11 protein-coding genes are annotated in these 16040 nt (G+C 54.9%); 7 read left to right on the forward strand and 4 right to left on the reverse strand.

Annotated elements, in window-relative coordinates; genetic code table 11:
• Window positions 1-364 precede the first annotated feature (364 nt).
• The gene (locus LC073_RS16765) at window positions 365-1453 is read right to left on the reverse strand and encodes a DUF3549 family protein (RefSeq protein ID WP_226648468.1); all 1089 of its coding nucleotides are present in this window, start codon (window positions 1451-1453) and stop codon (window positions 365-367) included.
• Window positions 1446-3029: a Na+/H+ antiporter NhaC gene (gene nhaC, locus LC073_RS16770; RefSeq protein ID WP_226648540.1), complete on the reverse strand. Its 1584-nt coding sequence runs from the start codon at window positions 3027-3029 to the stop codon at window positions 1446-1448. Before nhaC ends, LC073_RS16765 begins: the two co-directional genes overlap by 8 nt.
• A gap of 246 nt (window positions 3030-3275) precedes the next feature.
• On the opposite strand from nhaC, the gene LC073_RS16775 reads away from it, so the two are divergent.
• From LC073_RS16775 to LC073_RS16800, 6 genes are all read left to right on the forward strand, one after another.
• Complete coding sequence (locus LC073_RS16775; RefSeq protein ID WP_226648469.1) at window positions 3276-4445, forward strand: 1-acyl-sn-glycerol-3-phosphate acyltransferase; 1170 nt, start codon at window positions 3276-3278, stop codon at window positions 4443-4445.
• Window positions 4446-4545: 100 nt separating this feature from the next.
• Window positions 4546-6684, forward strand: a complete 2139-nt coding sequence (gene dinG, locus LC073_RS16780; protein WP_226648470.1) for an ATP-dependent DNA helicase DinG — start codon at window positions 4546-4548, stop codon at window positions 6682-6684.
• 106 nt (window positions 6685-6790) lie between these two features.
• Window positions 6791-7114, forward strand: a complete 324-nt coding sequence (locus LC073_RS16785) for a YqcC family protein (RefSeq protein ID WP_226648471.1) — start codon at window positions 6791-6793, stop codon at window positions 7112-7114.
• Between the two features lie 297 nt (window positions 7115-7411).
• Window positions 7412-8104 (forward strand): ATP-dependent zinc protease, encoded by a 693-nt coding sequence (locus LC073_RS16790; RefSeq protein WP_226648472.1) that lies wholly within the window; start codon window positions 7412-7414, stop codon window positions 8102-8104.
• A gap of 61 nt (window positions 8105-8165) precedes the next feature.
• Window positions 8166-9698, forward strand: coding sequence for an inactive transglutaminase family protein (locus tag LC073_RS16795; protein ID WP_226648473.1), 1533 nt, complete (start codon window positions 8166-8168; stop codon window positions 9696-9698).
• A gap of 9 nt (window positions 9699-9707) precedes the next feature.
• Window positions 9708-10712: an alpha-L-glutamate ligase-like protein gene (locus tag LC073_RS16800; protein WP_226648474.1), complete on the forward strand. Its 1005-nt coding sequence runs from the start codon at window positions 9708-9710 to the stop codon at window positions 10710-10712.
• A 54-nt stretch (window positions 10713-10766) separates the two neighbouring features.
• Here the strand turns inward: LC073_RS16800 and LC073_RS16805 are convergent, their stop codons facing one another.
• Both LC073_RS16805 and LC073_RS16810 read right to left on the reverse strand, forming a co-directional pair.
• The gene (locus LC073_RS16805) at window positions 10767-11918 is read right to left on the reverse strand and encodes an acyl-CoA desaturase (protein ID WP_226648475.1); all 1152 of its coding nucleotides are present in this window, start codon (window positions 11916-11918) and stop codon (window positions 10767-10769) included.
• Window positions 11919-12225: 307 nt separating this feature from the next.
• On the reverse strand, window positions 12226-13395 hold the full coding sequence (locus LC073_RS16810) for a fatty acid desaturase (protein WP_226648476.1): 1170 nt from the start codon (window positions 13393-13395) through the stop codon (window positions 12226-12228).
• A gap of 607 nt (window positions 13396-14002) precedes the next feature.
• Here LC073_RS16810 and LC073_RS16815 point away from each other — a divergent pair.
• Window positions 14003-16006 (forward strand): ATP-binding protein, encoded by a 2004-nt coding sequence (locus LC073_RS16815; protein ID WP_226648477.1) that lies wholly within the window; start codon window positions 14003-14005, stop codon window positions 16004-16006.
• The last annotated feature ends 34 nt before the right edge of the window (window positions 16007-16040 follow it).

Raw genomic sequence — 16040 nt, forward strand, 5'->3', positions numbered from 1 at the left:
GAAGAAAATTACGCCAGTTTATGGGTTTTATCCTGTAAAAAGCGGAGTTTTTCTTTGGTGTGATGCGTGGGGTGTTGGGATTTTGAGTGATTTTTCTAAATAAATTAGCTTTTGTTTTTCGAAGTAAATTTTGATTAGGTGGCATGTAGGATGGAGGAATATATTTTAGGTGAGTTTTTCTTGGATTGGTAAGAGCGCTTGAAAAAATGGCAGCTTTTCACTTGGGGTATCAATGAGTTGCTTGTTTGGTGGAGAGCGGCAGCACTATTTGACTGCCTGGAGATGATGCGTAGTAAATAAAAAGAAAAAAGTTTGGCGTTGAAGCAGGTGGAAATCTGACTGCTTCAACGTCGAGTTAGCAATATTAGTGGGTTGGCTTCGGGCCGTGCAGGAAATTTCCGAAAGCCTGAGCCAGGGTTTCATCTCGTGTGGGGTCGCGCAATATGCTCAGCAGAGAAGCACGCACCCTGGGCAGGAACATCAAGTCAGAGAGCAATAAATTGAATGTGCTTTGGTTGTTACTCTGAGCCAGAGTATTGAGCCAGAGCCGGGCTAGGGGCTGATCTTCCAGGTCCTGGGGACAGCGGCTGCCGATGGCGGTGAGCAGCTCGATGGGTTGGACTGAGACAGGACGTGCGCCGCTTGATGACGGCTGTTGTTGCAGCGCCTCTAGCAGCTCTTGTTGCAGAGTGTGGCGTAGGCCTTGCGCCGGTGAATTGGAAATCCCCCGCACCGCGGCGGCAATCACCGTGAAGTCTGGGGTATCTTGGGCATCAATTTTCAATGATTCCCGTGCGCGTGTGGCGATTACCTCTACCAGTTGGTGATCAACTGCTTCATTTTCCAGGCAGTGGCAAAGGTTGATAAAAACCGGCGCGGCAATATGTGGAAGCTCGCGCAGCAGTAGTTCTTTCTGTAACTCCCAGCGGGTAGCCAGGTCAGCGATACCCTGTAGCGCGAGATTGTCCCAGCGGGAATTCTGAGGGTTGCCGAAATAATCGAGCACTGCCGCATAGTGCGCGCTGGGTGCACGCTTCAGTAGCTTGCCGGTATAGGCGTGGAATGCCGCCTGACGCTCGCTGGAGGGCGTGTAAAGCAGGCCGCTTTGCTGTAGAAGCTGATCGAGCTGTACCGCAGATTCGGAAGAGGGGCCCTGTTTAAGCTCCTGAGCCAGGGCGCGCAGCAAGCCATCGCGGGCCTGTAACTGCAGCATACCCTGCTCATCGAGAGGGAAGCGAAGAAACCATACAGCGGGCTCACCACCCTCGGTGGGCTCTAACAAGAGTCCGCTCCAGGCCTGGCGCAAATAAGGATAGGGCCAGGCTTTTTGCCCCGCCTCGAAAGCTTCGGCTATGGATTTTGGCACAGCCTGGAGGCGCCGGCCCAAATCGAACCAGCGCAATTTAAAGTCCGCCTCTTCTATCAGGGCGCTCAGGGTACCGCTTTCACTCATGACAGCTTTGTAGATTTCCTTCTTTGCTGGGGGATGCTGTAGCCGCCACTGAGATGGGCATCTGCTTGAAGTGCAGCCAGCCGTAGGCGATCGCCAGCAGCGGACAGATGATATTGAACAGGGCGTAGGGCAGGTAAGAGAACGTGTAAACGCCCAATGTAGCAGTCATATAAGCCCCACAGGTATTCCAAGGAATCAGCACTGAAGTGATGGTGCCGGAGTCCTCCAGGGTGCGGGACAGATTCAGTCCGTGCAGGCCCTTCTCAGCAAAGGCATCGCGGAACATACGGCCGGGAATAATAATCGCCATGTACTGGTCGCCAGCGGCGGCATTCATACCGAAGCAGGTGAGTACGGTAGAGGTTACAAGGCCACCCACAGTCTTAACGCGCGACAAAGTCCAGTTGACGATGACCTGTAAGAATCCAGCGCGCTCCATAGCGCCGCCGAAGGCCATGGCGGAGGTGATCAGCCATACGGTATTGAGCATACTGCTCATGCCGCCTTTGGATAGGAGTGCCGCGACATTCTCGTTGGTGGAGGTAGATTTATAACCATCGAACAGGCTGTACCAGGCGCCTTTAAGGCCGGCTAATACACCCTCGCCACCACCCAGGCGACGGGCGGTTTCCGGTTCGAAAATCAGCGCGATGGCACAGCCTACCAAGGAGCCGATGATTAGGGTCGGGAATGCCGGAACCTTGCGCCAAGCCATTGCCAGCAGCAAGATCAGAGGCAGCAGACTGATCAGGGAAATTTTGAATTCGCTTTTCAGAGCGCCGAGCAACGACTCAATATCTGAGGCCGATGAGGTGCTGGTTTCTGAGGTAAAGCCGAGAAAAGCGAAAATTGCGATGGCTATTACAAAGGATGGAATCGCAGTCGACATCATATGGCGGATATGTTGGAACAAATCGTTTGATGTCACCGCCGCGGCTACGTTGGTGGTGTCAGAGAGCGGCGACATCTTGTCGCCAAAGTAGGCGCCGGAAATTACCGCGCCGGCGGTTACTTCCGGGGATAAGCCAAGAGCGCCAGCGATCCCCATCAGGGCTACACCGAGGGTGCCGGCTGTGGTCCAACTGGAGCCGATGCTGAGTCCCACCACGGCACAGATAATGCAGCTGGCAGCATAGAACCACTGGGGTGAGAGAATTTGTACCCCGTAATAAATCATCGATGGCACCGTGCCGGCCAATATCCAGCTGCCGATCAAAGCCCCCACGGCCAGTAGTATCAGAATCGCGCCAAATACCAAGCCGATGCCGTGTAGCATGCCTTCTTCCATATCATTCCAGCTGTGGCCATTCTTCATGCCCATCAGCGCAACCACACAGGCACATAACAACAGTGCGATTTGGTTGGGGCCGTAGGAGGAGTCGGCGCCATAGAAATAGACTGACAGCGATAAGAGGGCAATCAGGATCCCCAGGGGGATTAACGAGTCCAGCAGGCTGGGCGTGCGCGGTTCATTAGTGGGGGTGGCTTGAGACAAGGTGAACTCCTGCTTGGCTGCGTGGCTAGTGCCGTATTCGTTATCGTTGTTTTTGCCGTCGGCGGCGGTTGACCTTCCTATTCTCTCGGCTTGGGGCGGTGAAGTCTACTTTGAATAACGAATAGGGCAGGAGAACCTTTTTACTGACTAACCCGTCCAACCATGCTTTCATCACCTTGGTCAGGTAACTGGTCGGGTGAGGTGCTAGCAGTTCGGCGTGGCTTCCGGTATGTTCTGCGCCGATTTCTTATCCCGGCTACCCAGTGGCCGCACAATAAAATGAGTCCGGGCCGCCAGTAGTCAGTGGGCCCGGCAGGTAGTGATGTCATGAGAGCAAGTGAGTTAGACCCCGCTCAATTTGAGGATATGCGCCCCTATCGAGACGATGAGGTGCGCGCGGTTCTGGACAGGCTGATCGCCGACCCGGAAATGTCCCACGCCGTAGCGCATTTCCTGATTCCCAAACTAGCGCGCCTGGAAGGCCCCCTGGCCTGGCTGGTGCGTCAGTTCCTGCGTTTTGAGTTCCGCAAGGTGCACGATGTACGCGGTGTGCAGGCGATTATCGAAAAGTACATCGACAAGGTGGTGAGGCGCACCACCTCGGGGCTGACGATTTCCGGGTTGGATACCCTGCCGAGAGATCGGGCCTGTCTGTTTGTGAGCAATCACCGCGATATCGCTATGGACCCGGCCTTCGCCATTGTGTCCATGTATAAAGAGGGGCACGAAACCTCCCGTATCGCCATCGGTGATAACTTGCTGAGCAAGCAGTTCGCCAGCGATATTATGAAGCTTAACAAATGCTTTACGGTCAAACGCAGCTCCGGTAGTCGTCGTGAAAAGCTGCAGGCCGCCATGGAGTTATCCAACTATATCTATCACTCCATTGTGAATGACAATGAGCACGTGTGGATCGCGCAGCGCTCCGGACGCGCGAAGGACGGCATGGATCGTACCAACCCGGCTCTGGCGGCCATGTTTGCCATGACCAAGAATCGGGATATGTCCTTTGCGGACTTCTGGCGCAAGCTGCACATAGTGCCGCTATCGATCTCCTATGAGTGGGACCCCTGTGATGCTCAGAAGGCCAAGGAGCTCTACATTACAGAGCACAAGGAAGAGTACAAAAAAGCCAAAAATGAGGATCTAGCTTCCATCGGCAAGGGCGTGATCGGTTTCAAGGGACGAGTCCACACCGCATTTGGTACACCCATCGAATCAGACTTCAAGGATGTGAACAGCCTCGCCGAGGAGATCGACCGACAGATCGTCGGCAATTACACCCTGCACCCCACGAACCTGATCGCTTACGAGAAGATTTATGGCGAAGTGTCCGGGTTACCGGTTGGCTACCCGCACAAGCCTTGGGATGCCAGTGAACACCGGGAAACTCGCGAGAAGTTCGAAGAGCGCATGGCCAAGATTGATGGGCGCTGGCGGGATAAGGTAATCCAGGCCTACGCGAATCCGGTGGTCTCCCGTCTGGCATTTGAGTGATTGTCACTGGGGTTCTTGCCTTAGCGGTGCTGGTGGCGAGCGGGCGCTTAGTGGATAATAGCGCCCCCTGCGCCACCCACTAGCGAATAGACTCTCCCCCGTGCTCAACGACAAACACAAAAGCGCCATCCAGGCTGCCTACAGCCAGTTCCTGTCCAGCCGTGGTCTCAAGGCCCGCTATGGGCAAAAACTGATGGTGGCGGCCATTGCCCGCACCCTAGGCTCGATTGCACAAAATGCCAGTGGCGAGCGCGATAGCGATAAAACCAATGGCGAGCATATCTGTGTGGTAGAAGCCGGCACCGGCACCGGCAAAACGGTTTCCTATTTACTCGCCGCTATTCCCCTGGCCCAGGCCCAAGACAAAACCCTAGTGATCTCCACCGCTACTGTGGCCTTGCAGGAACAGATTATCCACAAGGATCTGCCAGAAGTGGCGCGACACAGCGGCCTCAACTTCGAGTTTACCCTGGCCAAAGGGCGCGGCCGCTACCTGTGTCTGTCCAAATTGGACCAGTTGCTCTCCAGTTTCTCCTCCAGCGGTACCGGCCTTTCCCTGGGTCTCTATGAAGACGAGTTGCCCCAGGTAGGGGAGGACAGCATTGCCCTCTACCAGAAAATGACCGACAGTCTCACTTCTGGTCGCTGGGATGGTGACCGCGACAACTGGCCGGAGGCGATTGAGGTCGATGATTGGAGCCGGGTAACGACAGATCACCGCCAGTGCAGTGGCCGTCGCTGTCCCCATGTTACCAATTGCAGCTTTTTCCGTGCGCGGGAGAGTCTGGGTAAGACCCAGGTGATCGTTGCCAACCACGACCTGCTGTTGGCGGACCTGGCCCTGGGCGGCGGTGCCATATTACCGCCTCCTGAAGAGACCATTTATGTGCTCGACGAGGCCCACCACCTGCCGGACAAGGCTCTCAATCACTTCTCCCACCACAGCCGCGTCGGGTCCTCTACCGGTTGGCTCGACCAGGCCAATAAGGCCCTGGGGCAGATGCTCGGTGAGATCGGTGATGGCGCCGAACTGGATCGCTGTGGTGAACAGCTGCCTGCGGTGCTCACCTCCGCCAAACAGGGCCTGGAGCAGATGTGGCCGCTGATCGAAGAACTGTGCGAATTCGAGGATGAGCGCGGCAATACCACTCGTCACCGCTTCGAGGGCGGTGTGGTACCGGATTCCATGATGCAGTTGGCGGAAAAGCTGCGCGAGGATTTCGACGAACTGGAAAGTCTGTTTGGCAAGATGCTGCAAACGGCCCAGCGCATGCTGGAGGATGTCCACTCGCCGGTGCCCATTGTGGATCTGGAGCGCTGGTACCCACAGCTCGGAAGCTGGTATGGACGCGCCGAGGCCAATTTGATGCTCTGGGCCAACTATGCCCGCGCCGACGCGGACGGGGCTCTGCCACAGGCGCGCTGGGTCACCCTGGTAGATTGGGGTGGTTCGACGGATTTCGAAGTCTGTTGCTCGCCAATCCTGGCCGGCAAGACCCTGGAGTACAGCTTGTGGCGGCGCTGTTATGGTGCGGTGCTTACCTCTGCGACCCTCACCGCACTGGGCAAATTTGATCGTTTGCGCATGCGTGCCGGCACCCCGGAAAATGCCAGCTATCAGGTGGTACCCAGTCCCTTCGATTTCTCTCGTGCCACCCTGCAGGTGCCCGCCTGCGCGGTGGATGCGGGTAATGCGGATCAGCACACGGATGCGGTGATCGATGCCCTGCCGGAGTTGCTCAAAGGTTCCGGCGGCTCGCTGGTGCTGTTTTCCTCACGCCGGCAAATGGAGACCGTCTACGAGGCGTTGCCGGGCACCTGGCGCAATCGAATCCTGATGCAGGGGCAGCAATCCCGTCAGCAGTTACTCGACTCTCACCGTGAAATCGTCGATGGTGGTGGAAGCAGTGTGCTGTTTGGTCTCGCCAGCTTCGCCGAGGGCCTCGATCTGCCGGGGGACTACTGCAGGCATGTGGTGATAGCCAAGTTGCCCTTTGCGGTGCCCGATGATCCTATTGAAGCGGCCCTGGCGGAATGGATTGAGGCCAAGGGTGGCAATCCGTTTATGCAGATCACCGTGCCGGATGCGGCCCTGAAGCTGGTGCAGGCCTGTGGTCGCCTGCTTCGGGCGGAGGGGGATAGTGGCACTGTGACCCTGTTGGATCGCCGGGTAGTGAGCCGTCGCTACGGCCAGGCAATCCTCAATTCATTGCCACCCTTTAACCGTCATATTGAATAAGCTTTTACGCTTAAGTGTGCCCCATTTTCGCCAACTGGCTTGGCGTGCCTGCCGGGGGTGCTGGAATCACACACCGTCGGGTAGGGCGGTCCCAGGTTTTGGATTTATGCAAGCTATTTACTTTGAAGTCGCCGATCAACTGTTGCAGCTCGAGGCGGAGTTGCGTCGCATGGCCCTTTGGCAGGAGGAAATCCCAACGGCGGAAGCTCTGGCCAGCACAGAACCTTTCTGTGTCGACACTTTGACTTTGCCCCAGTGGCTGCAGTTTATATTCCTGCCGCGTATGCACCAGTTGATCGAGGGGGAGATGCCTCTACCGCGGCAGTGCGGCATAGCGCCGATTGCGGAAGAATTTTTCAAAGACCGCGGTGGCGCCGAGCCTTTGGTCGTTATTCTCAAGGGCATCGATGAGCGACTGCAGCGTGGTTGAGTGCTTCTGTCCGGTGCCCATCCATAGGGCACCTCCTCTCCTTTTCGTCTATCTTCAAATACCTCCCAACCAGTAACGATTCACACTTAACAACCGAATCCTCAAGATCTGGCGCGTGTCACATTGTCGCGCTTGCATAGCTCGACTGTAGGAACATCCCTGTTCACCGGGCTCTTTCATAGGCTAATATCGACTTTTTGCTTGCGTGGGGAGGAATTTCTGCGCTTGTTACCGTGAACGCTGCGCAGACGGCGTGGTCGGATTGAAACACTAATGGGGCTAGAGGTAATCGTTAGGATGCAGAAACTTTCCCTTCTGTGGTTATTGGTGGCGGTCCAGTTACTACTGGGCTGTCAGTCGCTGATGTATCCCACACAGAACCAGCAGGGGGCTGAACCCACTGCTGAGCAACCGGGGCAATCTCAGGGAGAAATACTACAGTGCCCGGAGCCTGTAGAGGTGGTTTGCGCAGAGCCTGAGGTCAGAGTTGTTGAAAAAGTAGTCGAACGAACTGTTGAAAAAGTAGTCGAAGTGCCCGTTGCCAAAGACAAACTGGTCCTTGGAGCAGTGGAGGAAATCTCTATCGAACCCTCAGGCTTGGTTATTGAGTCTGTTGTGGATACCGGTGCACCGACAACTACCTTACGGGCTCAGACGCTGACGCGCTTCGAGCGAGATGGTGAAGACTGGATCAGAATTGAACTGGCACTGCCAGAGGTAGATGGCAAAGCCAAAACCTCTGCTATAGAGCTGCCTATTCAACGTCATATCCGCGCGAACCGTGTCGGTTTTCCTAGCCAGCGTCGCCCGGTGGTGGAAATGAACCTGACCGTGGGAGAGGTTACCCATATGGTTGAGGTCAGTCTGACCGATGAGGGTGGCAACGATATTATGATGGTGCTGGGGCGCAACTTCCTTAAGGATGCTGCGGTTGTCGATGTGAGCCGACGCAATATCCAGGGACAACCTCGAGTATTCGGGAATAAATAGATCGCTTATCGCATTTACAGTTAGGTTCCCTTTGGAACCATAGATTTACGGGGAAGGGCGAATGTCGCCGCGCGTTCAAGTTTATGTTATTGCGGCATTGCTCGCATTGATCGGAGCGGGTCTTACCGCTTACAAACATTTCGAATTGGGTTTTCCACTGCTGCCGGGTGAATACCGCACCGTGTGGACTATTGAAGCCAAGGTGGGCTTCGACGCCGAAGGCGGTCCGGTTAAGGCGGCGCTGACGCTGCCTCGTGAGCAGCGCAATATGGAAATCCTCGGGGAGACTTTCAGCTCCTCCGGCTTTGGCTTTTTCATCGGCCGTGAAAATGACGAGTATCGGGCTGTATGGACACGTCGCTCCGCCGAGGGGCCCCAGTCCCTTTTCTACCGCCTTGATGTCTACCAGACACCCGGCGCGGCACTGGAGCAGCCCCTGAACCTCAGCACTGAAGTGAAAAAACCCTTCCTCGGGGCACGCGAGCAGGAAGCCGTGCGCCTGGCAATTGATTCCCTGGTGAAGCAGGCCCGCGAGCGCTCCTCCGATGTGGAGTCCTTCACCACCCAGTTGCTGTTTGAGTTAAATGATGATGGCAACCAGGACCGCAACCTGATCTTCCGCCACTACGCCGATAAGTCTCTGGTAGACGTGGCTCTGCTGATGCTCGCCACCGCGGATATCCCTGCTCATCGCATCCGCGGTCTCTACTTAGAGGACGACCGTCGTCGCCTCGACCCAGAGGACCTACTCGAGGTGTATGACGGCAAGCGCTGGATTGTGTTTGAACCCACTAGCGGCATGCCAGGTGTTCCCGATAACTTTTTTATCTGGCAGCGGGGTGGTAAGAGCCTGCTCGACCTGGAAGGCGGTCGCAATTCTCAGGTGACCTTCTCGGTGATTTCCAACGACGTGCCCGCGCGGGATGTCTCCATGCGCAGTACTCGGGATGAGAAAGAAGCGCTGGTGGATTTCTCTATCTACAGCTTGCCTATCGAGCAGCAGAGTATTTTTAAATTGATCTTGCTGGTGCCGGTGGGTGCCCTGGTGGTAGTGCTGTTGCGCATTTTTGTCGGGCTGCGCACCTCCGGTACCTTTATGCCGGTGTTGTTGGCGATTGCCTTTATTGAGACTCAGCTTCTCACAGGTTTGGCCATTTTTATCTTGATCCTGGTACTCGGCCTGTGGGTGCGCTTCTATCTCAGCAGGCTTAATTTGCTCCTTGTGTCGAGGATCGCCGCCGTGGTGGTCACGGTGGTGTTGATTATGGGGGTGATTAGTGTGGTCAGTTTTAAGCTCGGCATCGAGCAGGCGCTGACGGTGACCTTTTTCCCGATGATTATTCTGGCCTGGACCATTGAGCGTATGTCCATCGTGTGGGAGGAAGATGGCCCCTACGAGGTGGTTGTACAAGCCGGCGGCAGCCTGCTGGTGGCCGTGTTGGCCTGGTGGGTGATGACCAACCGCTATGTGGAGCACTGGACCTTTAATTTCCCTGAACTGCTGTTGGTACTACTGGCCTTTATCCTGGTTGTGGGCAACTACACCGGCTATCGCCTCAGTGAGCTGATGCGTTTCCGCCCATTGGTCAAGTAGGGGATAGCGATGCTGCAATTCTCATTCAAGCACATCATCAACAAGGTCCGCGGCGGGATCGTTTCTCCACAGGCCTTGAACAGGATGGGCATACTTGGCATGAATGCGCGCAATATTAACTATATTGCGCGCTACAACGACCGGGAAAAATTTCCCATTGTCGATGACAAGCTCAATACCAAACGTGCGGCCAGGCGCGCGGGTATCCAGGTGCCGGAGTTGATCGCGGCTTTCGAGACTCCAGCCAGTCGCAAGCGGGTGATGGAGGTTATCGACCCCCTGTGGAAGTTTGTGATCAAGCCCGCTCGTGGCTCCGGGGGAAAAGGCATTTTGGTCATTGCTGGGCGCGAAGGGGAAAAATACAAGAAGATTTCCGGTTCTCAAATTGAAGCCCTGGATATTCTGCGTCACGTCAACAATATCCACAGTGGCCTCTATAGCCTCGGCGGTAAGCCCGACCGGGTGATGGTAGAAGCCCTGGTGGATTTCGATCCAATCTTCCAGGATTACTCCTTTGAGGGCGTGCCGGATATTCGCGTGATCGTATTCCGTGGCTACCCGGTAATGGCGATGTTGCGCTGTTCCACTCATAGCTCCGACGGCAAAGCCAATTTGCACCAGGGTGCCGTGGGGGTGGGTATTGACCTGGCCACGGGCAAAAGCTGCCATGCGGTCCAGCGCGGTTTGCGTATTCAGCACCATCCGGATACGAAGATGTCTTTCGGTGAGCTGAAGGTTCCCGGTTGGTACGATCTGGTGCGTTTAGCGGCAAGCTGTTACGAAATGACCGGCCTCGGCTATCTTGGTTGCGACATCGTTCTGGACCGGGAGCGCGGTCCGCTGTTGCTCGAAGCCAATGCCCGTCCCGGCCTCGCCATTCAGGTGGCTAACGGTGTCGGTTTACGCCAGCGCCTGCGCTTTATTGAGGGTTTGGACGAGGAAATGCACGAGAAAAAAGTAGACGAGCGGGTGGCATTTTCCATGCGTGAATTCGCTGCGGAAAAAACCCTCTGACCTATTCGGCTGCGGATACTCGTTACCGGTTTTATTACCTTCTCAAGTGATGTGTCAGGAGGATGTGGCTGAATCCGACTGGCACTGCTTTATCAGCCTACTCAGACGCCGGCTTTGCATTTTCAGACTGAATTCCAGTTCTTTAATCTTGCTTTGAATGGCCAGTGAACGCCACTTTTCTGCGATTTGATCCCCACGGCAGTGGGCGCGCTGTAACTGCAGGTTTTTCCAGTTTTCCAGTGCTCTGGCAAACTGTATGGCCTCTTTCTCCAATAGCTTTAACCAGTCCTCCCTGCCCCCGAGCTTTTCCTCCGCCTGGCTGAACTGCACCGCCAGTTTGGCTTTTTGTATCTGTACCGGAGGAGGAGTTTTCAGGTCGCGGGTAATGCCAACCCAGCTCAGTAGCTTGATTAACCACTTGGTCGGGTCGTATTGATACCAGTGGATGCCATTGCGGTAGTCGGTTTGAAAGGCGTGGTGGTAGTTGTGATATCCCTCGCCGAATACAAGCAGGTTGAGAAAGATATTATCCCGTGCGCTGATATCGTTTTTGTAAGGGCGCTTGCCCCACATATGTGCGAGGGAGTTCACCATAAAAGTAGTGTGGTGATTGACCACGATACGCAGTATTCCTGCGAGCAAAAGCATCGCTATCACATCTCCGGTGAGGAGTCCCAGTACGAAGGGAATGCCCAGATTCATGGAGAGGGTGATGGTGATATAGTGATTGTGTTGCCACATCACGATCTTGTCTCGCTTCAGGTCCTCGACATTTTTGTAATCGAGGTAGCTGCTCGGGTACTCGTGCATCATCCAGTCGATATGGGAAAACCAAAAGCCGCGCATCGCCGAGTAGGGGTCGCGGTCATTGTCGTCAATATGGCGGTGGTGTAATCGGTGAGCGGCACACCAGGTCAGGGTGGAATTTTGCAGGGCAGCCGCACTGAATAAGGCAAAGAACAAGCGCAGCGACCAGTGCGCTTTGTAGCTCCTGTGAGACCAGAGCCGGTGATTACCCGCTGTCACCGAGAGGCTACATAGGGCGGCTAATACAGCGAAGGAGAGCCACTGGTACCAGTGATATCCATACAACAAGCCGTAGATGGGCACGGCGGTCAGCGCCAGGAAGCCTGTACTGGCAAATAGCACTGTGGGAACCCAAAAGCATTTGCGTTTGGTTGTGGATGTTGACGAAGCGGTATTCATATTTCGAGCCTGTCTGTGAAACGGTCTCGGGTAAGTCCCATATTTTGGCGGCGCAGTTTTCTATTACATTATTTAGCGGTGTGTTCCTGGGAATAGTATCCAGTTACAAACATAATGGTACTCAGAGAATATAGATAATTATTGAGAGGAGATACGGAGGGCTCTTCGTGGTCATCAATCAAGGACAAGATGGCACGAATTAGCTTGGTTGAGGCTGGGTTTGCGGCGAGCGTTATCCACAGCGTCTTTCAAATCCAGTGGAGCCGCGACGATCTAGCGGGGCTAATAGAGCACAACAGAGCCCAGACTAGCCTGCCGTTACGGGGTTCAATGGGAGTTGGCGCATCAAGAGTCGCAGGCGTGCGCTTTGCATCTTTAGCCTGAATTTCAACTCGCGAATTTGCGTTTGAATAGTCGCCAGCTTCCATTTGGCCGAGGAGCTATCTGGGTCTATGGCGCGACGCTGGGTCATCAGTGCCTGCCAGCGGTCGAATATTTCGCAAAAATCCAGGCGTTCCCGCTGTAACAGTTCCCGCCAGTATCTCTGATTTTGTGTCGCCAGTTTTTTTAGTTGCTGTTCTACCTGCTCAATTGCTACTTCCTGCATGGCTTTTCGGATTTGCAGCTCCGAGGCGGCCCTTAGCTGTTTGGTGATGCCAAACCAGCTTAGTCCCTTGATTAGCCATTTACTGGGATCGTATTGATACCATCTTATGCCAGTGCGGTAGTCCGTCTGGAATGCATGGTGGTAGTTGTGATATCCCTCTCCAAAGCAAAAAATATTGATAAGTGGGTTATCTCGAGCAGATACATCACTCTTATATTTTTTTTGGCCCCAATAGTGTCCGATTGAATTAATAATGAAAGCTGAGTGGTGGTTGACTGCGATACGCAAAACCCCGGCCAGCAGGAACATGGCAAGAATATCGCCGGTTATAAGGCCGAGTATCAGGCAGATGGAAAAATTCATTCCTAGGGTGATTGGGAGATAATTTTTGTGCTGCCACATTACAATCTCGTCGCGCTTGAGATCGGGAACATTACTGTAATCTTTTTTACCTGAAGGATGCTCGTGTAGCATCCAATCGATGTGAGAAAACCACAGGCCTCGCGCAGAAGAGTGCGGATCGTGCTCGTTGTCATCGGTATAGCGGTGGTGGCGGCGGTGCTCTGAGCACCAATTTAAAGTGGTATTTTGCAGTGTTGCTGCACTGAACAATGAAAATAGTAAGCGAAGGAGCCAGTGCGCTTCATATGTCCTGTGTGTCCAGAGTCGGTGATTACCTGCGGTGATGGAAAGACCACACAAAGAGGTGATAACAAGAAAGGCGAGCCACTGGTACCAGTGGTAGCCGTAGACGATGCCGTATATGGGTACGGCTGTCAGGGCCATAAAGCCGGTGCTGGCAAGGAGAATGGTGGGAACCCAATAATTTTTTCTCTTGGTCGTGGCGGGTGTTGAAGCTGTATTCATCATATAGCTCTCTGGGACCAAGCGGCGGCTTCGAGTGGCTTTTAGAAGCCACAGGAGCGCTTTTTAGGAGTTTGCTCAATAGGCTCTCCCAAGCCAGAAGTTAATCCTTGCGAAAATTGTGGCACAAAATTGTCGGAAGAGATGGAGAGATTGGATACCGTGTGTGGCTCTAGCGATGGCTATGCGTTTTTTTGGTGCAAAAATAGAGGTTTTTGGCACTTATTGGTTCATATTGCCTGGGTTGCCTGAACACAAGAGGCACCAATTCCCGTAAAACGTTATTGAAAACTTGGCATGTCACTTGCATTACAGAAAGTGTACGGGACGCATGACCCGTACTTCGGGGAGTTTGCATGGGGTTATGGCAAACCGTTTCCACTGAGGAACTTCCCGTTTTCTCTCATCATCGCTGATTACGGCCCCGCAATGCGGGGTCTTTTTTTTATTCTTCTTTTTGTTTCCCTCACGCTCTCATATGAAAAAAATTTTATTTTTGTGACTTCGTGTGGAATTCTGATCGGCACTAATGCCTGGTAAATAGACGCCCCATTCGCGCCTAGGTATAAAGGCCCCCTTTTTTTGCCTGCAATGCCATCGAATAGAGTTAAGCGTGTCCGAACCTCATAATCCCGTCCCACCACCTATCCCTTTCCTGCTGGCCACTCCAGAGGAGTTGCCTTCTCTGGATACGTTGGAGCTTACCCATCAAACAGGTCGCCTGCAGGGGCTGTTGATGGATGTGGATTGCGGCTTATGGGAGTGGCACCTGAAAAGCGGCGCCCAGCGCGCCCAGGGAGATATCTGGCACTTGTTCGCCGACAGCGCTGATCGGGCCCTTCAGGCTCTTTGGTCCGGCACCGAACTGCACCCAGTACATTCCGATGAGCGTCACCGCATTCTTGCGCTACGCCATCGAATCGCCAATCACGGTGGTTATTTTGATATCGCTTTTCGCGCCTATGACATCACCGGCCAACTGCGCTGGCTGCGTTTTTGCGGGCGGGCGACCACCAGTGCAGACGGCAGCGAGGTCATTGCCATAGGCACCTGCGCCGACTATAGCGAGTCCCTTTCCCAGAGCTACCTAGCCAGTCTGCCCAGTGAGCGGCCGCTTCAGGCGCTTTCCGGGGTTGGGGATGGCCTATGGGAGTGGGATTTACGCGCCGATGAAATGGTCCTCGATGACGCCTGCTGGGCGATTCTCGGCTACGAGGTGAGCCCGATTCGCAGTATCGGGCGCTCTGCCGCCGAGCAGTGGAAGGCGCGTATTCTCACAGAGGATATCGCCAGGGTGGAGCAATCTTTGTTGGACCATGTGCGCGACCGACTGCCCCTGGATGTGGAATTCCGGCTATGGCGCTCAGATGGCAGCCTGGTGTGGGTGCGCTGCCGCGGCAAGGCCCAGCTAGACAGTCGCGGCCAACCGGTGCGGGTGCTAGGGATTTTGCAGGATGTGAGCGCTGGACGTGAGGCACAGGCGCGGCTGGAGCGGGAGTTGCACCAGCAGCGCGAGGAAAACGCTCACCGTGCGGATCTTTTATTCAGTCTGAGCCACGAGCTGCGCACCCCCCTCAACGCCATTTTGGGATACAGCCAAATGGTGGAGTTGGATCAGAGCCTGAATTCCGATCAGCGCCAGCGCCTGGGGGAGATCCGCCGCGCCGGTCAGCATTTATTACATCTGGTTGGGGATGTACTGGAGCTCGCCCGTATCGATAGCCGTCGGCTCGGCCCCTCAATGGAGTCGGTGCGCCCGGTGGAATTGGTGGCGGAATGCAAGCGCCTGCTGGAACCGCTGGCAGAGACCCGTCGGGTCAGTCTCGTTTACGAACCTCTCGGCTGGGAATCCGCTTATATCTGTGCGGACCCGGTGCGCTACAAGCAGGTAGTGCTGAACCTCGCCGGTAACGCAGTGAAATATAACCGGGACAATGGCCGGGTCATTATTAATTTCACTCCCCAGGCGGATGGATGGCTGCGCCTGAGTATTCTCGATACCGGCAAGGGTATCCCGCCGGATCGGCGCAGCGAGGTGTTCGAACCCTTTAATCGGCTGGGAGAAGAAAAGGGCCATATCGAAGGCACCGGTGTGGGTTTGGCCATTGCCAAGCGGCTCACCGAGGCGATGGGGGGGCGTATCGACTTTGATAGTCAGGAGGGGCAGGGCTCGGTTTTCTGGATCGAGTTCCCCATGATCGACGCGCCCGATGCCCTGATGAGCTTTTCAACTCATCCACAGGAACCGCCGCAGCTGCCGGAGGGGAGAGTGTTATTTGTGGATAACCGCCCTGCAGCGGCGGACCAGTTAAAAGAAATGCTGAAGGACACTCCCCAGATCCAGTGCCTGGTCGCCACCGATGTGGTGGAGGCAATTTTTATCGCGCGCACCCAACGTCCCGATGTACTGCTGTTTCACAGTGAGGTGCCGGGTATGACCGCCACCGATCTGGTGTCTATCTTGCAGGAGGATATCAATACCAGGTCTATGCGCTTTGTATTGATAGGTGAAAAACCCAGTGGGGAGAGCTATCTGACCCTACCGGCAGAGTTTGATTTTATGCAGCTATCGCGAGTGCTAGCGGAAACCCTCGGGAGGTCTGGAAGGTTGGTTTAAACCATGAAAAGGTAAGGTTTGGCCCGGCGTTGCC

The organism is Microbulbifer variabilis (genome assembly GCF_020524905.1).
GTDB lineage: Bacteria > Pseudomonadota > Gammaproteobacteria > Pseudomonadales > Cellvibrionaceae > Microbulbifer > Microbulbifer variabilis_A.

Coding starts and splice junctions, on each gene's coding strand:
- LC073_RS16765 (WP_226648468.1), bottom strand. CDS start 1,453: ATGAGTGAAAGCGGTACCCTGAGCGCCCTGATAGAAGAGGCGGACTTT.
- LC073_RS16775 (WP_226648469.1), top strand. CDS start 3,276: ATGAGAGCAAGTGAGTTAGACCCCGCTCAATTTGAGGATATGCGCCCC.
- LC073_RS16785 (WP_226648471.1), top strand. CDS start 6,791: ATGCAAGCTATTTACTTTGAAGTCGCCGATCAACTGTTGCAGCTCGAG.
- LC073_RS16790 (WP_226648472.1), top strand. CDS start 7,412: ATGCAGAAACTTTCCCTTCTGTGGTTATTGGTGGCGGTCCAGTTACTA.
- LC073_RS16795 (WP_226648473.1), top strand. CDS start 8,166: ATGTCGCCGCGCGTTCAAGTTTATGTTATTGCGGCATTGCTCGCATTG.
- LC073_RS16800 (WP_226648474.1), top strand. CDS start 9,708: ATGCTGCAATTCTCATTCAAGCACATCATCAACAAGGTCCGCGGCGGG.
- LC073_RS16805 (WP_226648475.1), bottom strand. CDS start 11,918: ATGAATACCGCTTCGTCAACATCCACAACCAAACGCAAATGCTTTTGG.
- LC073_RS16810 (WP_226648476.1), bottom strand. CDS start 13,395: ATGATGAATACAGCTTCAACACCCGCCACGACCAAGAGAAAAAATTAT.